Origin of the sequence: Mycobacterium sp. (assembly GCF_004298145.1) — a bacterium.
Lineage (GTDB): Bacteria > Actinomycetota > Actinomycetes > Mycobacteriales > Mycobacteriaceae > Mycobacterium.
This window is the reverse complement of sequence record NZ_SCRH01000011.1, coordinates 1-16,463: the sequence shown is the minus strand read 5'-3', so window position 1 is coordinate 16,463 and position 16,463 is coordinate 1. Positions and strand designations below refer to the sequence as shown.

17 protein-coding genes are annotated in these 16,463 nt (G+C 67.7%); 7 read left to right on the top strand and 10 right to left on the bottom strand.

Going from position 1 to position 16,463, the window contains the following annotated elements; genetic code table 11:
* Positions 1-56: 56 nt before the first annotated feature.
* Genes EPN51_RS03580 through EPN51_RS03570 form a run of 3 tightly spaced genes read right to left on the bottom strand, consistent with a single transcriptional unit; the run spans position 57 to position 2,442 of the window.
* On the bottom strand, positions 57-785 hold the full coding sequence (locus EPN51_RS03580) for a hypothetical protein (protein WP_293037240.1): 729 nt from the start codon (positions 783-785) through the stop codon (positions 57-59).
* On the bottom strand, positions 785-1,663 hold the full coding sequence (locus EPN51_RS03575; protein ID WP_293037237.1) for an LLM class F420-dependent oxidoreductase: 879 nt from the start codon (positions 1,661-1,663) through the stop codon (positions 785-787). Before EPN51_RS03575 ends, EPN51_RS03580 begins: the two co-directional genes overlap by 1 nt.
* Entirely contained in the window at positions 1,660-2,442 is a 783-nt protein-coding gene (locus tag EPN51_RS03570; RefSeq protein ID WP_293037234.1) for an SDR family oxidoreductase, read from the bottom strand. Before EPN51_RS03570 ends, EPN51_RS03575 begins: the two co-directional genes overlap by 4 nt.
* A gap of 99 nt (positions 2,443-2,541) precedes the next feature.
* Here EPN51_RS03570 and EPN51_RS03565 point away from each other — a divergent pair, with 99 nt between their 5' ends.
* Together EPN51_RS03565 and EPN51_RS03560 are read left to right on the top strand one after the other, a co-directional pair.
* Positions 2,542-3,114 carry a TetR/AcrR family transcriptional regulator C-terminal domain-containing protein gene (locus tag EPN51_RS03565; RefSeq protein ID WP_293037231.1) on the top strand — a complete coding sequence of 191 codons (573 nt, stop codon included), beginning with the start codon at positions 2,542-2,544 and terminating at the stop codon, positions 3,112-3,114.
* A complete protein-coding gene (locus EPN51_RS03560) occupies positions 3,111-4,367 on the top strand; it encodes a cytochrome P450 (RefSeq protein ID WP_293037228.1) in 1,257 nt (418 codons plus the stop codon). The genes EPN51_RS03565 and EPN51_RS03560 overlap by 4 nt, the downstream gene beginning before the upstream one ends.
* A 77-nt stretch (positions 4,368-4,444) precedes the next feature.
* Here EPN51_RS03560 and EPN51_RS03555 read toward each other — a convergent pair whose 3' ends face one another.
* Positions 4,445-5,299 (bottom strand): sulfurtransferase, encoded by an 855-nt coding sequence (locus EPN51_RS03555; protein ID WP_293037225.1) that lies wholly within the window; start codon positions 5,297-5,299, stop codon positions 4,445-4,447.
* 296 nt (positions 5,300-5,595) lie between these two features.
* Here EPN51_RS03555 and EPN51_RS03550 point away from each other — a divergent pair, with 296 nt between their 5' ends.
* Entirely contained in the window at positions 5,596-6,588 is a 993-nt protein-coding gene (locus EPN51_RS03550) for a hypothetical protein (protein WP_293037223.1), read from the top strand.
* A 46-nt stretch (positions 6,589-6,634) separates the two neighbouring features.
* A complete protein-coding gene (locus tag EPN51_RS03545; protein ID WP_293037220.1) occupies positions 6,635-7,303 on the top strand; it encodes a TetR/AcrR family transcriptional regulator in 669 nt (222 codons plus the stop codon).
* Here EPN51_RS03545 and EPN51_RS03540 read toward each other — a convergent pair.
* Together EPN51_RS03540 and EPN51_RS03535 are read right to left on the bottom strand one after the other, a co-directional pair.
* Entirely contained in the window at positions 7,230-8,423 is a 1,194-nt protein-coding gene (locus EPN51_RS03540) for a glycosyltransferase (protein ID WP_293037217.1), read from the bottom strand. The genes EPN51_RS03545 and EPN51_RS03540 overlap by 74 nt on opposite strands.
* Positions 8,424-8,570: 147 nt before the next feature.
* Entirely contained in the window at positions 8,571-10,172 is a 1,602-nt protein-coding gene (locus EPN51_RS03535) for a Na+/H+ antiporter (protein WP_293037214.1), read from the bottom strand.
* Between the two features lie 106 nt (positions 10,173-10,278).
* On the opposite strand from EPN51_RS03535, the gene EPN51_RS03530 reads away from it, so the two are divergent.
* A complete protein-coding gene (locus EPN51_RS03530) occupies positions 10,279-10,713 on the top strand; it encodes a protease inhibitor I42 family protein (protein WP_293037212.1) in 435 nt (144 codons plus the stop codon).
* A gap of 19 nt (positions 10,714-10,732) precedes the next feature.
* On the opposite strand, the gene EPN51_RS03525 is transcribed toward EPN51_RS03530, so the two are convergent.
* Entirely contained in the window at positions 10,733-12,007 is a 1,275-nt protein-coding gene (locus tag EPN51_RS03525) for an alpha/beta hydrolase (protein ID WP_293037210.1), read from the bottom strand.
* 117 nt (positions 12,008-12,124) lie between these two features.
* Positions 12,125-12,451: a ferredoxin gene (gene fdxA / locus EPN51_RS03520; RefSeq protein WP_293037208.1), complete on the bottom strand. Its 327-nt coding sequence runs from the start codon at positions 12,449-12,451 to the stop codon at positions 12,125-12,127.
* A 223-nt stretch (positions 12,452-12,674) separates the two neighbouring features.
* Between fdxA and EPN51_RS03515 the strand changes: the two genes are divergently transcribed.
* A complete protein-coding gene (locus EPN51_RS03515) occupies positions 12,675-13,622 on the top strand; it encodes a LysR family transcriptional regulator (RefSeq protein WP_293037205.1) in 948 nt (315 codons plus the stop codon).
* On the opposite strand, the gene EPN51_RS03510 is transcribed toward EPN51_RS03515, so the two are convergent.
* Positions 13,623-14,339, bottom strand: a complete 717-nt coding sequence (locus EPN51_RS03510) for a sirohydrochlorin chelatase (protein WP_293037202.1) — start codon at positions 14,337-14,339, stop codon at positions 13,623-13,625.
* Complete coding sequence (locus EPN51_RS03505; protein ID WP_293037198.1) at positions 14,336-16,003, bottom strand: nitrite/sulfite reductase; 1,668 nt, start codon at positions 16,001-16,003, stop codon at positions 14,336-14,338. Before EPN51_RS03505 ends, EPN51_RS03510 begins: the two co-directional genes overlap by 4 nt.
* 304 nt (positions 16,004-16,307) lie before the next feature.
* Between EPN51_RS03505 and EPN51_RS03500 the strand changes: the two genes are divergently transcribed.
* A partial coding sequence (locus EPN51_RS03500) for an FAD-dependent oxidoreductase (RefSeq protein WP_293037675.1) occupies positions 16,308-16,463 on the top strand: 156 nt, incomplete at its 3' end.

Sequence of the window (16,463 nt, the reverse complement as noted above, 5' to 3'; positions counted from 1 at the left end):
GAGACGCTCGGCCCGCCGACGCACCGGAGGGCACCTGCTGCGCCTGCTAGACGGGTCTACGGCCAGGCTTCCCAGCCGATCATGCTGCGCAGCGGCCCCGCGAACACGGGCCGCACGGCCGTTGAACGCCAACGCTCTTCGATGAGGGGTGCCATGGCGTCGATGGTGATCAGCGGATCGCCGTCGAGGTAGATGACGCTGATGTACTGGTGGTCGGTTCGCCATCCCCGCGGCAGGTGGCTCCATCCGGCGCTGGACCCGAATGTCCACGCACCGGCCGCGCCCGGCGTCGCGAGCAGCGCCGGATAGTGCTGCGCGTGCAGCCATCGCAGCCATTCGTCCGGGCGGCCCTCGGTGGGCTCCTCGACGATCAGCACGATGCCGCGGTGCGGCCGAAACGGCACCACCTCGGGCGAGATCAGTGCGTGCGGTGCCGACCGCCACTGCAGGAGGCGTAGGCCGGCCACTTGCAGCGACGGCCTCACGACGGGAAAGCGGCCGTTGTCGCGCAGCGCGCGCCCGAGGGTGACAAAGTCGTCGAAGTTTTCTTCGACCGGGTCGCTGACCAAATAGTGCACCGCGTTGCCGATTTCGCCCAGGGGTCCGTCGGCCGCGAGGCGGTGGCGGGGGTAGTCGCCGTCAGCGATCCAGCGCAACCCGTGCACGATGCCCGGCAGCTGGTATTGCTCGGGCATGTGATCCAACAGGTGCCAGCGCAGATAACCGTCGTCGGTGCCGGGCGGCGTCGCGGCGGTGAGGCTGAATATGCCTGCCTTGACCCGCATTACACGGCGCCGCCGGCGGGGGGATGAAGCTCGGCGAGGGCCTGCAGGCTCTCCAGGTAATGCGACAGCGAGGTGTGGCGGAACCAGGCGCTGACGATGGTCGCGCCGTGCGCGGCGGTCTCGCCCAGAAGGTCGCGGGTCCGTTCCGGCTCGCCGATCGGGTCCAGCAGCGCGGGAGACGGCAGGACGACGTCGAAGCCGGGGCCAAACTCGAAGCGGCCCAGCCAGTCGCGCACCTGGTGCAGCCTCACGTTGAAGGGTGCCCAGCCTTCGGCCAGCGTGGCGGCACGGCGCAGCGATCGCAGCGTCTGCCCGCCGACCCAAATGGGGACGTGGTCTTGGACCGTGCACGGGTCGACGACCATGCCGCCGAACGAATAGAACTCGCCCTGGTAGGCGGGCTCGGGCACTGACAGCGAGGCGCGCAGCGCCCGCAGCGCGTCGTCTGCGCGCCGGCCGCGGTCGTCGAAGGGCGCGCCGAGCAGATCGAACTCTTCTTTGAGGCTGCCGACGCCGACCCCCAGGATCAGCCTGCCGCCGCTGATCTGGTCCAGGGTGCCGTAGCGTTTGGCGATCTCGAGCGGATGGTGATAGCCGAGCACCAGCACGTTGGTGGCCAACCGAATTCGTTGGGTGCGGGCGGCCAGGTAGCCGAAGGTCGCCAGCGGATCCCAATAGCGGGTGCCGCGGCGGCCCCGCTCGGCCGCGGGCAGCGCAATGTGCTCGCTGCAGGTCAGGTGGTGATAGCCGAGCCGATCGGCGGCCTCGGCGATCTGCGCCAGGTCCTCGATGGTGGCGTGCTTCTCCCACTCGCCGCTGCTCCGGGGGAACATCGTCACCACCGGGGTGGCGACCGACAGTTTGGCGTGACCGCTCATCCCTGCATGTATCCTCCGGCGTCGACGGGAATCGATTGGCCGGTGATGGTGCGACTTTCGTCGCCGGCCAAGAACAACGCCAGGTTCGCGACGTCCTCGGGTGAGGAAATGTCTTGCAGCGCGACACCTTTGAGCTGCTTCGCGCGCAGGGCTTCGACGTCGACGCCCTGCTCGTCGGCGGTGCGTTGCACCCACTTGCGCCACAGGTCGGTGTCGATGGCCCCGGGCACGATGCAGTTGCACCGGATGCCGTGCGGGCCGACCTCGAGGGCGACGGCCTTGGTGAACGCCCGCAGCGACGCCTTGGCGGTGACGTAGTGCGTTTTGCGAACCATGCCGGAGTAACTGACCGTGGAGGAGAAGTTCAGGATGACGCCGCGGCGGCGCTGCAACATCGACCGGTTGAGCACCTCGCGGGTGCACAGCATCGCGGCGGTGACGTCGATGGCGATGGTGGCGTTCCAGTTGTCCAGGGTCTGCTCCCAGATCCAGCGGTCCTGGCCGGGTGCGGCGGCGTTGTTGCACAGGATGTCGACCTGGCCGAACTCGTCGACCGCTCGCGCCACCATGGCCGCGACGTCGTTCTCGTCGGTCACGTCGGCGCGCAGGGCGACGGCGCCCGGGCCGGCCGCGTCGGCGGCGGCGCGGACCAGTTCTTCGCGCCGCGCGGCGAGCAGCACCTTGGCGCCTTCACGCACGAACAGTGCAGCCAGTACGGGCCCCAGGCCGGTGCTGGCCCCGGTGATGATCGCGACCTTGCCGTCGAGCCGGCCGGTCATGACGTGGTCTTCCCAGAATGATTCATGCCGGGGTAGATTCTAACAGTGCTCGAATCTAGTCCGCAGCCGATCGGCCGCTGCGAGTAAGGGGGTGTCGCGATGACGGCCGCGGTGCGGCGACCCTATGGCGAACTCGACCGCGCTCGCGTGGTGGCTGCCCTGCGTGAGCTGGCCCGCCGCGTCGGCGTGCAGGGTGTGACGATGCGCGAACTGGCGGCCGAACTCGGCGCCGCGGTGCCCTCGGTGTATTACCACGTGCCGGGCAAGCGGGCCGCGCTGGATCTGCTCGCCGAATCGGTGCTGGCCGACATCCCGGTCGTCGAGACGGGGCCGTGGGACACCCGACTGGCCGAACTCTATTGCGCCGCCCGCGAAGTCATCCTGTCGGTGCCGGGGGTCGCGGGCGTCCTGCAATCCAGTGGCGGCGGCGAATCGGCCCGTCGACTCGACAAGCTCAGCCGCGCGCTGCTCGCCGAGGCCGGCCTCACCAAAGCGGTTGCCGCGCCGGCCCACTCGGTGTTGTACACCTACCTGTTGGGCTCGGTGAGCCTGCAGGAGGCGCGGCCCGCGGGGCGGGGCAAGCGGCAGGCCGCCAACCATTTTCGCGCGGGCCTCGAGGTGATCATCGCCGGGATCAGGGCTTCGCTACAGGAAGGAACGGTGGACCGATGAGCGTCGCCAAGCCCACGTTGGTGAAATCCCTGGTTCCGGAGAACCTGGACACCGCGGCCGACCGCGACGCGGCGGCCGTGCTGGATCCCGACACGTTCGTCGCCGGCGCCCCGTTCGGCGCGATGGCGAGACTGCGGGCCGGCTCACCGGTGCACCCGGTGCAGCTGCCCGGGCTGCCCAGGGCGTGGCTGTTGACCAAACACGCCGACGTGCGACTGGTCAGCCGCGACACCGACATCTTTGCCAGCAGCAAGGGCAACACGCTGGTGGAGGCCGAGGCCGGGCCGAACTCGGCGATGCTGCCCGGCATCGACCCGCCGCGTCACGTTCACTTCCGCAAGCTGATCAGCCAGGGCTTCACCGTCCGCAACGTCCAGCGGCTGGAACCGCGGATGCGGGAGGTGGCGCGCGACATCGTCGCCAACATCACCGACAAGGGCGAATTCGACGCGGTGACAGACATTTCCGCCGAGATGTCACTGCAGGTGATCGCCGACGTGCTCGGGGTTCCCGCCGAGGACCGGATGGACGTGTTCCGCTGGAGTAACGCCATCGGAAGCCTGGGCATCGAAGATCCCGACTACGCGCCCACTCCCGCGGCGCTGGGCCAAGCCGCGGCCGAAATGTTCTCCTACTGCGGGGAATTGGTGGAGCACCGGCGCAAACACGGGCTCACCGACGACATCTTGTCGGCGCTGCTCGCCGCCGAGGTCGACGGCGAAAAACTCAACCGGGACCAGCTCAACGAGTTCTTCCTGCTGCTGGCGATCGCCGGCAACGAAACGACCCGTAACACGCTGAGCCACGGCATCTTGGCGCTCTCCGAACACCCCGGGCAACAGGCGCTGCTCGCCCGTGACCCCGCCGCGATCAGGCCCGCGGTGGAAGAGCTGTTGCGCTGGGCGACCCCGGTGATGCACTTCCGGCGCACCGTGACCCATGACGTCGAAATCCGCGGGCAACGAATCCCGTCCGGCGATTGGGTGCTGATGCACTACCTGTCCGCCAACCGCGACGAGGACGTCTTCGACGACGCGCACCGGTTCGACGTCACCCGCCCCGACGCCGGTCACGCCGCCTTCGGCGGCGGGGGAGTGCACTTCTGCCTCGGCGCCCAACTCGCCCGCCTGGAGCTGCGCGTCATGCTCGAGGAGCTCTACCCGAGCGTGCCCGGCCTGGCCGTCACGGGACCGCCCGACCGGCTGCGCTCGTCGTTCTTCCACGGCATCAAAAGGCTGCCCTGCACAACGTGATTCGGTGAGTCCTCGCCGCCGGTGCCGGCTCGCCTCGTGTACCGGGCTCCGACCATAAGGTGTTTGGCGAAAGTGGACTAGCGGTCGCCGCGTCCCACCGGATGGGACGGATCCGAACTCCACTCGGACCATGACCCGGGATACAACGCCGCCTCCCGGCCCATCGCGACGAGCGCCGCGATCGTGACCGTGGCGGTGATTCCCGAGCCGCAGTAGGCGGCCACCGCGTCGTGACGCTCAATCGCGCGGTCGGACAACAGTTGAGCGACCGAGTCGTCACCGAGGAAGGTGCCGTCGGCCGCCAACACGGCGACGCTGGGAAGGTTCGTGGCGCCGGGGATGTGGCCGGCGACGGGATCGAGGGGTTCCACATCGCCGCGGTAGCGCTCCGGCGCACGCGCGTCGAGCAGCATCACGGTGCCCTCGGCGACCCGCTCGGCCGTCAACGTCGGACGGCTTCCGGCATACAGATCATCCCGCGGCACAGTCACATTCCCGGGCATGGGTCGCACCGGGCCGGTCTCCAGGCCGTAGCCGGCCGATCGCCACGCGGCCATGCCGCCGTCGAGAATGCGGACGTTCGATACCCCGGCCGCGGTCAGCACCCACCAGGCGCGCGCGGAACCGGCCCGGTTCCAGTCGTCATAGGCCACCACGAGCGCGTCCTGCCGGACCCCCCAGCGACGCGCGGCGGCCTGCACGTCGCGTCCCGACGGTAGGGGGTGACGGCCCCGGCCGGAAATCGTGTGGTCGCTGAGTTCGTCCTCGAGTGAGACGTACACCGCGCCCGGGATGTGTCCCTCCAGGAAGGCCGCGCACCCGTCGGGCTCATCGATGCGCCAGCGCACGTCCAGGATGCTGACCGGATTACCGGATTGGATAAGGGAAGCCAGCTCGATAGCCGTGATCAGTACCTGTTCGCGTGCTTGCACAGGATGCCTCCTTTGTGGAGCAGCCTAGCCATCACCCGTCGGTTCCCGAGACCCGTGATGCGTGCGTGTCTATCGCGGCACGTTGCCGACGATCACCGTGCAAACAACGTGTCTTATTGAAAGACAATGTGTTCTTGACCACGAACATAATGTCTGATATGAACTTATGTCAATGAGATTCACATGAGGAAGACCGTGCCGGTCTCAGGCCCGGTTGTCGTCGTCTGAAGGCTTCAGAGCTGCTCCGCGCGAACACCATTCCGGCCAGACCCTTTGAGAACAGTGAGCGCAGCCCGATGTCCCACGTCACCGTCGCGGCCGACCTCGACCGCATCCAGAATCCGCCGGACATGCCCGGCTGGAGCGAGAACCTCGTCGCCCAGACATACGATCCCACAGCAGGGATCTCGGTGTGGGCGCACTGGAGCCGCATTCCCGGCTCACCCCACATCTGGGAGTCCATCATCGCCGTCTACCTGCAGGGCGACGAGCTGCTTGTCAGCCGGAGCTTCGGCCCGTCGCCGGCCCGGCAGAGCGCTTCGAGCGGCCCGCTGTCATTCGAGTGCGTCGAACCCAACGAGACCTGGCGATTGCGTTTCGACGGCATGGCACTGCGCTCCACAGCCGAGGCGCTCAGCCGCCAGAGCCTTGCCGACGGAGAGGTCGAGCGTCTCACCGTCGACGTCCAGTTCTCGGGCGTCCATCCCACGTGGAGCCTCCACGGCGAGCTGACCGGTCAGGTCTGGGCGAGCGCGCACCTCGAACAAGGCTGCCGTACCCGTGGCGAAGTGGTGACAACGGCGGGCACGGTCCCCATCGACTCTTTCGGTTTTCGGGATCACTCCTACGGGCCGCGCGACTACAGCGGCATGATCGGCGACACCTGGTGCTCGGCTGTGTTTCCGAGCGGGCGAGCGTTGCTTGCGCTGAAGGTCTGGCAGTTTGAGAGTGCGCCGCTGACCGTTGGCTTTGTGTGGGACGGGGCGACATTGCACAACGCGTCCCACGTCGACGTTCCACCGATGCACGACCGCGCCGGCGCGCCGGCGAGTTTTTTCGGAACGATCACGACCGAACTCGGCGTCGAGCAATTCGAAGTCGTTTCGGACCACCGCATGACGTGGACCATGCACCAGCCGGTCGGCATGTCGGCTGGTACGCGCAGCGACGGCGATCTCATGCACTGCGTGGAGCGTCCCGCTCTGGTGACGTGGAGCGGCGAGAGGACAGCGGGCTGGTTTGAAAAGGCGTTGCGGCCCAGTCGATTCACCGCGCCTGGCCAGAACTGACTGCGAGTCCCAGTCGCTTGAATTTCGCACGTGAGGGAACCACATGATGGCCGCCGAATCCAGTCCCTTGCGGTTACCCCGCGAGATGCGCCGTCAGATTCTCAGCCAGCACTTCGTGGGCGTCATCGAGCGGATGATCAAGGACGGTCACGCGTACTCGGACGTGAGCGTCGCAAAACTCATCGACGCAGCAGGCATCTCTCGTTCGGCGTTCTACGCGTTCTACGACGACAAGGGAGACCTGCTCGCCGCAATGGCCGAGGTCCTCGTCGAAGAAATCAAGACTGCCGGGATCGCGTGGTGGAAAATGCCCGAGGAGGGCGACAAAGCCGATCTGCGAGAAGCGCTCAGACCGGCGATCGAAGCGTTTCGGCAGCACTACGCGATGCTCAAGACGGTCGTGGAGGGCTCAATCTCCGACCCGCGCGTCCGCGAGCCCTACCACCGGTTGATCGAAGACGCGACCAGCTCACTCGCGCAACACATCCGCGACGGACAAAGCCGGGGCACGGTTGCCGCGGGCCTCGACCCCGAGCGGACAGCACGCTGGCTGAACCTCATGAACGAGCGCGCCCTCCACTACTCGCTTGGCGGAAGCAGCGCCGAGGAGGCGGTGGCCGACCTTGCGGCGTTGACCGACATTATCTGGCGCACCCTCTACGAAGGACTGCGTCGACCGGAGAGAAGGCGAACTCCTCGCCCGAAGCGTACGTAAGGGCGGCGTCGCGCGCCGGCGCCCCCATCGACGCCAGCATGCCGGTCGCGGCCCGGTGCCAGGTGAAGTCCTCGGCGCGGCGCCGCGCGGAGACGCGGCGTTGCCGCTCGGGACGGCTGACGATGGTGTTGACCGCATTCGCGATGGCGGCCGGGTCGTTATCGGCCGACACGCCGCAGTCCTGGGTGATGATCTCGGTCAGCGCCGACGTGCGCGACACCACGGCCGGTGTCCCGCACGCCAGCGACTCCAGCGCGGCTAGCCCGAACGTCTCATGTGGCCCCGGGGCCAGCGTCACGTCCGCCGAGGCCAGCAGATGCGCCACGGTGTCGCGGTCGGAGATGAAGCCGGTGAAGTCGATGGGTAGCCGCGCGGCCTGTCGCTGCAGCCGGGCCCGCAACGGGCCCTCGCCCACGACCACGAGCCGCGCGTCGACACCGGAATGGCATAACGCCCCGAGCGCGTCGATGCTGCGGTCGACACGCTTTTCCACCGACAGCCGACCGCAGTGAACCAGCAGCATCTGTGTCGGCGCGGCCCAGCGCTGACGCACCAGATGCGAGTGGCGGCGCGGATGGAACGTCTGCAGATCCACGCCCAGCGGGACCGTGACGGTGTTGTCCGCGCCGATCCGGTCGAATTCCTCGCGCGCGAAACCGGTGGTGCACACCACGGTGTCGTAGTTCGCGGCGGTGCGTGCGTTGGCCACGTCGGCGAACTTCTGCGCGGCCCGGCGCGGAAGCACTTGGCCCACAAGGCGGTCCAAGCGTTCGTGGGAGATCATCAGCGTGGTGGCACCGTGGTCGCGGCCCCACCGGCCCAGTGAGCGCAGCGTGAGCCGGTCGGACACCTCCAGCGCGTCGGGCCGCAACGCTGCCAGGAGGGCCTTGACGGATCCCGGCATCACGGCGCGGTAGCCACCGGTGAAGGGAATCAGCCTGGCGGGCAAGGTGATTCGTGTCACGCCGGTGTACAGCTGAGCGCGCTCGGCGTGCTGTCCGGGGACGATCAAGAAGACCTCGTGCCCGCTGGCGCAGTATTCGGCGCCCAACCGGTCGATCGCGGTGCGAAGGCCGCCGGAGCGGGGGCCGTAGAAATTGGCGACCTGTACCACGCGCATAACGCGAGGACACGCGGTGTGCATGTGCACGCATCAATGCTGGACCGACGCCTGCCTGAACAGTCTGTGAATTCCCTCGCGGGCGGCGCTACCCGTTCGCCGGTGCCCCGATCGGGGCCGACGGTACGGCCGGCCACCGACGGACCCTCATTCGTCTTCGTCGTCGGCCGCGGCGGCGAGGAGTTGCACTTCCTCGAGATCCATCTCGTTCTGCAGCTCGCGCAACACGATGTCGTCGATCAGGTTCTGATTGCGCAAAGCGGTGATCTCCCGGCGCTTGTACTCGAGCACACCCAGACGCACTTGCCGGACCTTCTCCCGGCTTTTGACCACGCGGCTGTCCGCCGAACCGTCCTCGGTCGCCAGGACCAGCGCGGCCGTTTCGTCGAATTCCTTTTGCAGCCGCCGGCGCAGGTCGTCGCTGATGCCGACCTCGTCGGCGACCGTCGGCAGGGCGGCGAGAGAGGCTCGAACAGCCCGGGTGCGGGCCAGCTGCAGTTCCTCGGCGTGGGCGGCGTCTTCGGGCATGTGCGCCCAGCGAACGACGGCGGGCAGCGTGCTGCCCTGGACCAGGACGGTCACCAGGATGACGACGGTCACGATGAAGATCAGCAGGCTGCGGTCCGGGAAAGGCGCGCCGCTGAGCGTCGTCATCGGGACGGCCACCGCCGCGGCAAGCGATACGGCCCCACGGAATCCCGCCCAGACGGTGACGAAGCGCTGGCGCCAGTTGACCCGGCGTTCGCGCTGCACCTGTCGGCGGTCGATGAGGCGGATCAGCAGCGTGGTGATTTCTCCCCAGAAGATGCGCGACACGATCACCACCCCGGTGATCACCAGCGCGACGAACAGGGCGTGGCGGATTCCGCCGCCGACGCCCGCGATGCCCCGCAGCGCACCCGGGATCTGGACACCGACGAACACCCACAGCGAGCCGTTGAGCAGGAATGTCGCGGTGTCCCAGAAGGCATAGGCCTGCAGACGGGAGCGGGCCCGGATCACCACGGGACCGGCGTAGGCCAGCACCAGGGCCGACACCATCACCGCGACCACCCCGCTGCAGTGCATCGATTGCGCGAGCAGGAACGCCGCGAACGGCGTCACCAGGCTCAACGCTCCTTCCTCTTGGGGCGCGTCGATTCGCTTGCGCAGCAGCGTCACCGCGCCGCCGACCAGCAACCCGGCGGCAATCCCGCCGAGGTAGGAGCCGACGAACCGGGCCGTCACCTCGGGTGGGCTGATCGCGGCCCCACCGACCGCGACGTGGACGCTGACGGCGAACAGGACCAGGGCGGTGCCGTCGTTGATGAGACTCTCGGCCTTCAGCACGGTCAGCGACCGGCGCGGCAACTTCTTCGCGAGCCCGGCCACCGCGGCCGCGTCGGTCGGCGACAGCACCGCACCCAGGACGCCCGCCGCGTGGGGGTTCATGCCCAGCGCCCGGGCGGTCCACGACACCGCGACCGCGGTGGCGATGACCAGGGCGATGCTGAGAAACACGATGATGCGCGCGTTGGCCCGGATCTCGCGGAAGCTGGTGTTCAGGCCCTCCCAGTACAGGATCGCGGGAAGAAACAGCAGCAGGACGATCTCGCCGTTGACCCGCACATGACCGAAATGCGGGATCAGCCCCAGCAGCACGCCCATCAGGATGAGCAGCACCGGGGGACCCACGCGATAGCGCCGGCCGATGACTGTCCCCACGATGACGGTGGACACCAGGGCGACGATCAGTTCGAGGCCAAACACCAGCCCATCCTGCCGGATGACATGGTCGGCGGCCGCCCGCAGTCGTCGCTATCTTCGGTCTGGATCAGACCTATTAGGCTCCGGAGCGGAATTGAAGGGGGATCTGGTGAAGGTCAGGCTGCTGGCACCAGTCGCCGTGCTCGTGTTGTCGCTGGTGGTGGGCTGTCACTTCGCGTCCAGGAATCCGCCGTCGACCAAGAGTCTCCGGGTACCCATGAAGGATGTGCTGACGCAGAGCGAGATCACCCAGAGCACCACCCTGGCCGTCGGCAACACCTTGGTCGTGGAGTTGGGTTCGAACTACACCACTCCCTACCGGTGGGCGCCCGACACCACGATCGGTGATTCGGCGGTCATCAAGCAGCTCAGTCACGAGTTCGTCTCGCCGAGCTCCGACGCGTTGGGGGCACCGGGCACCGAGATGTGGACGTTCGCGGCATTGAGACCGGGGGTCACCACCATCGGCACCTCGTACGCCAGCTTCGTGGAGAAGAACGCCAAACCGGCATGCACCTACACCCTCAACGTGGTCGTGCGATAAGTCCTTGCGGCGGTTGCGGTTACGCCACGGCGACCTGGCGTTGCCGCGCGTAGACTTCGGCCAGGAATTGCTCGACGGCCACCGCGGCATGCGCCGCGCGGGCCGAGCCGAAGATGTCGAAAGCGTGTTGGGTGAACGGCAATTCGGCGTAGACCACCGGTTGCGTGCTGACTTGCCGCAGCTTTTCGACGAACGTGCGCGCCTGTTCGACGTAGGCCAGTGAGTCGTTGCGTCCGTGCAGGACGAAGAACGGGGGAGCGTCGGGGTGGATGTGGTTGACGGGTGACGCGGTTTGGAAGGTCTGCAGGTGAGTCGAGGGCCGTTGTTTGATGATCGACTTGATCAGCAACCCCGGCATCATCGGATGCAGCGTCTTGTCGAATCGGGCGAAGTCGTAGATGCCGTAGAACGGCACGGCCGCCTGCACGCGGGTGTCGACGTCTTCGAATCCCGGCTGGAATTGCGGGTCGTTGGGCGTGAGCGCGGCCAGCGACGAGAGGTGGCCGCCGGCCGAACCGCCGGTGATGGCGATGAAGCCGGGGTCGCCGCCGTACTCGGCGATGTGCTGTTTGACCCAGGCGAGGGCGCGCTTGACGTCGACGATGTGGTCGGGCCAGGTGTTGCGCGGGCTGTGCCGGTAGTTGATCGCCACACAGATCCAGCCGAGCTCGGCGAGGTGGCTCATCAGCGGATGCGCTTGTCCGCGTTTGTTTCCCGTCGTCCAGGCGCCGCCGGGGATCTGGAACAGCACCGGCGCGTTGCCGGCGGGATCGAGATCGGGGCGCCGCCAGATGTCGAGGCGGTTGGCGCCGCCGAATTCGCCGTAGCTGACGTTGGAGTCGTGGGCGTAGTCGCGGTAGATCCGCAGCATCCTTAGCAGTCCCGGAGTCTTGGCGGTGCCGCCGCCGGTCGGCCGGCGCCACAGGTTTCCCGACTCGGTGAGCCGATCGGCTCCCAGTCCGCTGTCCAGCGCCTCGGTCAGGGGCACGTTCGCGCGATGGCCCGCGCGGCTCAGGTTCAACAGCCCCAGCGCCGAGAGGCCGGCCACCAGCCACGCCGTGATGCGCACCGGCCGGGTCAGGCGACGTGCCGTCAGGGCCAGCCCCCCGAGTTGGCTGACCATCGTCTGCAGCGGCAACTCGGTGACGACCAGCCCGAACATCCACGAGTACAGCGACGGGTAGCCGCCGCGCGCCAGGGGCCGGTAGGCGTTGAGTGTGGACGCCGCGGTCACCGCGGTGACCGCCAGCGACCCTATTTGCCGGGTGAGGTGGATGATTCGAGCTGTCCGCATTGCCTCACCTTACGAAACGTGTGGGTGACTCTCGGATCCGCCAGCGCCCGCGCTGGCGGATCCGAGACGGCGACTCAGCGACACGTTCGGCCTCTCCGGATGGGATCTAGCGGGCGGCTACGACGCCTCTGCCTTGCGCGCCAGGTTCTTTACCGCGGCGGGGTCGTTTTCGGTCAGCCCCACCTTCGCCGCCCCGCCGGGTGAGCCGAGCTCGGTGAAGAAGTCGGCGTTGATCTGCACGTATCCGCTGAGCTCGGCGGGCAGGTCGTCTTCGTAGTAGATGGACTCGACCGGGCACACCGGCTCGCAGGCGCCGCAGTCAACGCATTCGTCGGGATGGATGTAGAGCATCCGGGCGCCCTCGTAGATGCAGTCGACGGGGCATTCCTCGATGCATGCCTTGTCTTTGACGTCGACGCAGGGTTCGGCGATCACGTAGGCCACGAACGTTGTCCTTCCATCTGGCTAGCGGGGTCGGCCGGCTGCGGGACGCAGCAACTCGGTCAGGCTGGCTAATTTAGCGCGGGCGCCTTCACGCGGCTCACCGGCCCTTTCGGGCGGCAATATTGCCAATACTTGCGGTCCGGGCCGGGCGTGAGTAGAGGTTTGGCGTTGTGGTGTCACAAGCTATAGTTGTGTCACACGATTTGATTGTGAGCTGTCGACCATGCCACTCAGCCCTCGGCTGCCCGAACTCGCCTCGTTCGAGGCGTTTTTGGCGATCGCCGAGACGGGCAGCCTCGGTCGCGCCGCGCGCGAGCTCGGGCTCACCCAGCAGGCGATATCCCGACGCCTGGCCACCATGGAGGCCCAGATCGGCGTCACCCTGGCCGTCCGGACAACGCGCGGCTCCCAACTGACACCCGCGGGCCTGATCGTCGCGGACTGGGCGACCCGCCTGCTCGACGTCGCCAACGAGGTCGACGCCGGTCTGGGCTCGCTGCGCAAAGAAGGTCGCGAACGCATCAGGGTGTCGGCCAGTCAGACGATCTCCGAACAGCTGATGCCACACTGGCTGCTTTCCCTGCAGGCCGACGCCGCGCGGCGCGGCGACACCGCGCCGCAGGTGATGTTGACCGCCACCAACAGCGACCACGCCATCGCGTCGGTCCGCGACGGCACCGCCGATCTCGGGTTCGTCGAAAACCCTGGCACGCCAAAGGGTTTGGGAACCTGCGTGGTGGGGGAGGACGAGTTGGTGATCGTCGTCCCGCCGGATCATAAGTGGGCTCGACGCTCGCGGGTCGTGACCGCGCGCGAACTCGCGCAGACACCCCTGGTCGCTCGCGAACTGCACTCCGGCATCCGCGATTCGCTGGCGGCGGCCCTGCGCAAGGTACTCGGGGAGGACATGCAACAAGCCGCGCCCGTGCTGGAATTGACGTCCGCGGCGGCGATGCGCGCCGCCGTCCTCGCTGGCGCGGGGCCGGCGGCCATGAGCCGGCTGGCGGTGGCCGACGACCTGGCGGTCGGGCGGTTGCACGCGGCCAACGTCCCCAAATTGGACCTGCGGCGCAAGTTTCGGGCCATCTGGGTCGGCGGCCGCACGCCGCCGGCCGGAGCGATCCGCGACCTGTTGAGTCACATCATCAGCCGCGCGACGGCATCGAAGTAGTCAGGCCGCGGCGTCGGCGGCGGCGGCCGCGTCGTAACGGTCGAGCACCGTCTCGGCCACCAGCCGGTGCGCCCCGAGTGGTTCGGCCATCCGAATACCGTTGTCCCGGGCGAAGGTTGACACGCCGTCGGTGATGAATCCCGGCGCCAAGAACCACGGCGCGATCACCAGGCGTCGTGCGCCGCGGCGACGCAACTGGTCGGCGGCCCGGGCCACCGACGCCTCGGGCCTGGTGGCGAACGCCGTTGTGGTGCCGGCCCATTGGGTGTCTGCGGCCAGCCTGGTCGCCACCTTCGCGGTGCGCGCATTGGCGGCGAGGTTCGACGAACCGATCGCGACCACGATCACCCCGAGATCGCCGTCGAGCGGGGACACCCCGACGTCGGCGAGACGCTCGCGCAGGACGGAGACGAGCCGGCCGTCTTCCCCGAGCACGTCGGCTTGGTGGATGCCGCGGGCCCCGGCCCGTGCGATCTGTTCGGGGATGTCGAGGCGCGCGTGATACGCGCTGGCCAGCAGCAACGGGGCGACCACCGCGCGGCGGGCGTCCGGCAGGCCCGACAGCACGTCGACGAAGTTCGGGGCGTTGAGCTCCAGGAACGCCAGCCGCACGTCGAGGCCGGGCCGCATCCGCCTCACACGGTCGGCCACGGCTTCGGCGTTGGCGCCCGAGCGTGGATCGCGGCTGCCATGCGCGGTGAGGACCAGGGTGCTCACCGCAAGTCTTCCTCGTCGGCGCGCAGCGCCCAGGACGCGAACGTCTCACCGTCCTGACGCCCCTTGAGGTATTGGCGCGTCACCCGCTCGATGTAGTCGCCGAGTTCGGCGCTGGTGACCTTGTGCTGGCGCAGTTTTCGGCCGAAGCCACTCTGCTCTCCCAGGCCGCCGCCCAGGTGGACCTGGAAACCCTCGACCGAATTGCCGTTGCCGTCGTCGATCCACTGGCCCTTGAAACCGATGTCGGCGACCTGGATTCGGGCGCACGAGTTCGGGCATCCGTTGAGATGCACACTGATCGGCGCGTCCAGCAGGGAGTCGACGTCGGCCAGGCGCTGCTCCAGCTCGGGCACCAAAGTCTGGGTGCGAACCCGGGTTTCGGCGAACGACAGCTTGCAGTACTCAATTCCGGTGCACGCCATGGTGTTCTTGCGCCACGACGACGGCCGCGACGGCAGGCCCAGCGCGTCCAGGCCGGCGACCAGCTCGTCGACCTTGTCGTCGGCCACGTCGAGGATGACCAGCTTTTGGAACGGGGTCCACCGCGCCCGGTCGGAGCCGGCCTTTTCCATCAGGTCTGCCACGGCAGACAGGGTGCTGCCCGACACGCGGCCGGCGATCGGCGCGACGCCAATAGCGTTGAGGCCGTTCTTGATTCGCTGCACGCCAACGTGGTCGATGGTGTGCTTGGCCGGCGTGGGAGCCGGGCCGTCGATCAGCCGGCGGTTGAGGTACTCGGTTTCGAGAACTTCACGGAACTTTTCCACGCCCCAGTCCTTGACCAGGAACTTCAGCCGCGCCTTGGCGCGCAGCCGCCGGTAGCCGTAGTCGCGGAACAGCTGGGTGACGGCCTCCCAGACGTCGGGCACCTCACCCAGCGGAACCCACACGCCGAGCCGCTGGGCCAGCATCGGGTTGGTCGACAGGCCGCCGCCCACCCACAGATCCAGGCCGGGCCCGTGCTCGGGGTGGTGGACGCCGACGAACGCGATGTCGTGCGTCTCGTGGGAGACGTCCTGCAGACCGGAGACCGCGGTCTTGTACTTGCGCGGCAGGTTCGCGTATTCAGGGTTGTTCAGTGAGCGGCGCACGATCTCGTCGACCGCGGACGACGGGTCGAGCACCTCGTCGAGCGAGTCGCCGGCCAGTGGCGAACGGTGGATACCGCGCGGGCAGTCGCCGCACGCCTCGGTGGTCTGCAGCCCGACGGAATCGAGGCGCCGCCAGATCTCGGGGACGTCCTCGATCCGGACCCAGTGCAATTGCAGGTTTTCCCGGTCGCTGATGTCGGCGGTGTCGCGGGCGAATTCGGTCGAAATCCGGCCCAGCGTGCGCATCGTGTGCGCGGTCATCGCCTTGCCGTCGGAGCGCACGCGCATCATGAAGTACTTGGCTTCGATTTTGTCGGTGTTCTCGTCGCCGGTCCAGCTGCCGTCGTAGCCCTGCTCGCGTTGGGTGTACAGGCCCATCCAGCGGAACCGGCCGCGCAGATCGGACTTGTCGATGCTGTCGAAACCCTGTTTGGCGTAGACGTTGATGATGCGGTCGCGCACGTTCAGCGGCCCATCGTCGTTCTTGATCTTTTCGGTGTCGTTCAGGGGTTCGCGATCTCCCAGCGCCCACTGACCCTCATTGCGGGTCTTGACGGGACGTGCGGTGGTCATGTGGTGTATCTCCTTCGCGAACAGTTCGCGGTGGTACGGACGGTCGGCAGATCGGCCGGTGCGGCCACAGGGCTGGATTGTCGGGCTGCGGCATCGCGATGATGTTGGGTTTGTGGGCGCCCGTACATCCGTCGTTGGATCCACGGGTTGCGATTTCCATGGTGCACCACTTACCGCGGCGTCAGTAGAGGTCAGATGTTGTGAGGGCACAACCGATTGTTGTGTGCGTTGCTTCACGTTTTCGCCTTGCCGGCCAGTGGAATTGGGGGCGGCACTTTTCGGATTCGCAGTAGTGTGGCCGATTATGACTTCCACCGACGTCCACGACGTGATCGTTATCGGTTCGGGTCCTGCGGGGTATACCGCGGCGTTGTATGCGGCGCGGGCGCAGTTGGCGCCGGTGGTGTTTGAGGGGACTTCGTTTGGTGGGGCGTTGATGACCACGACGGAGGTGGAGAAT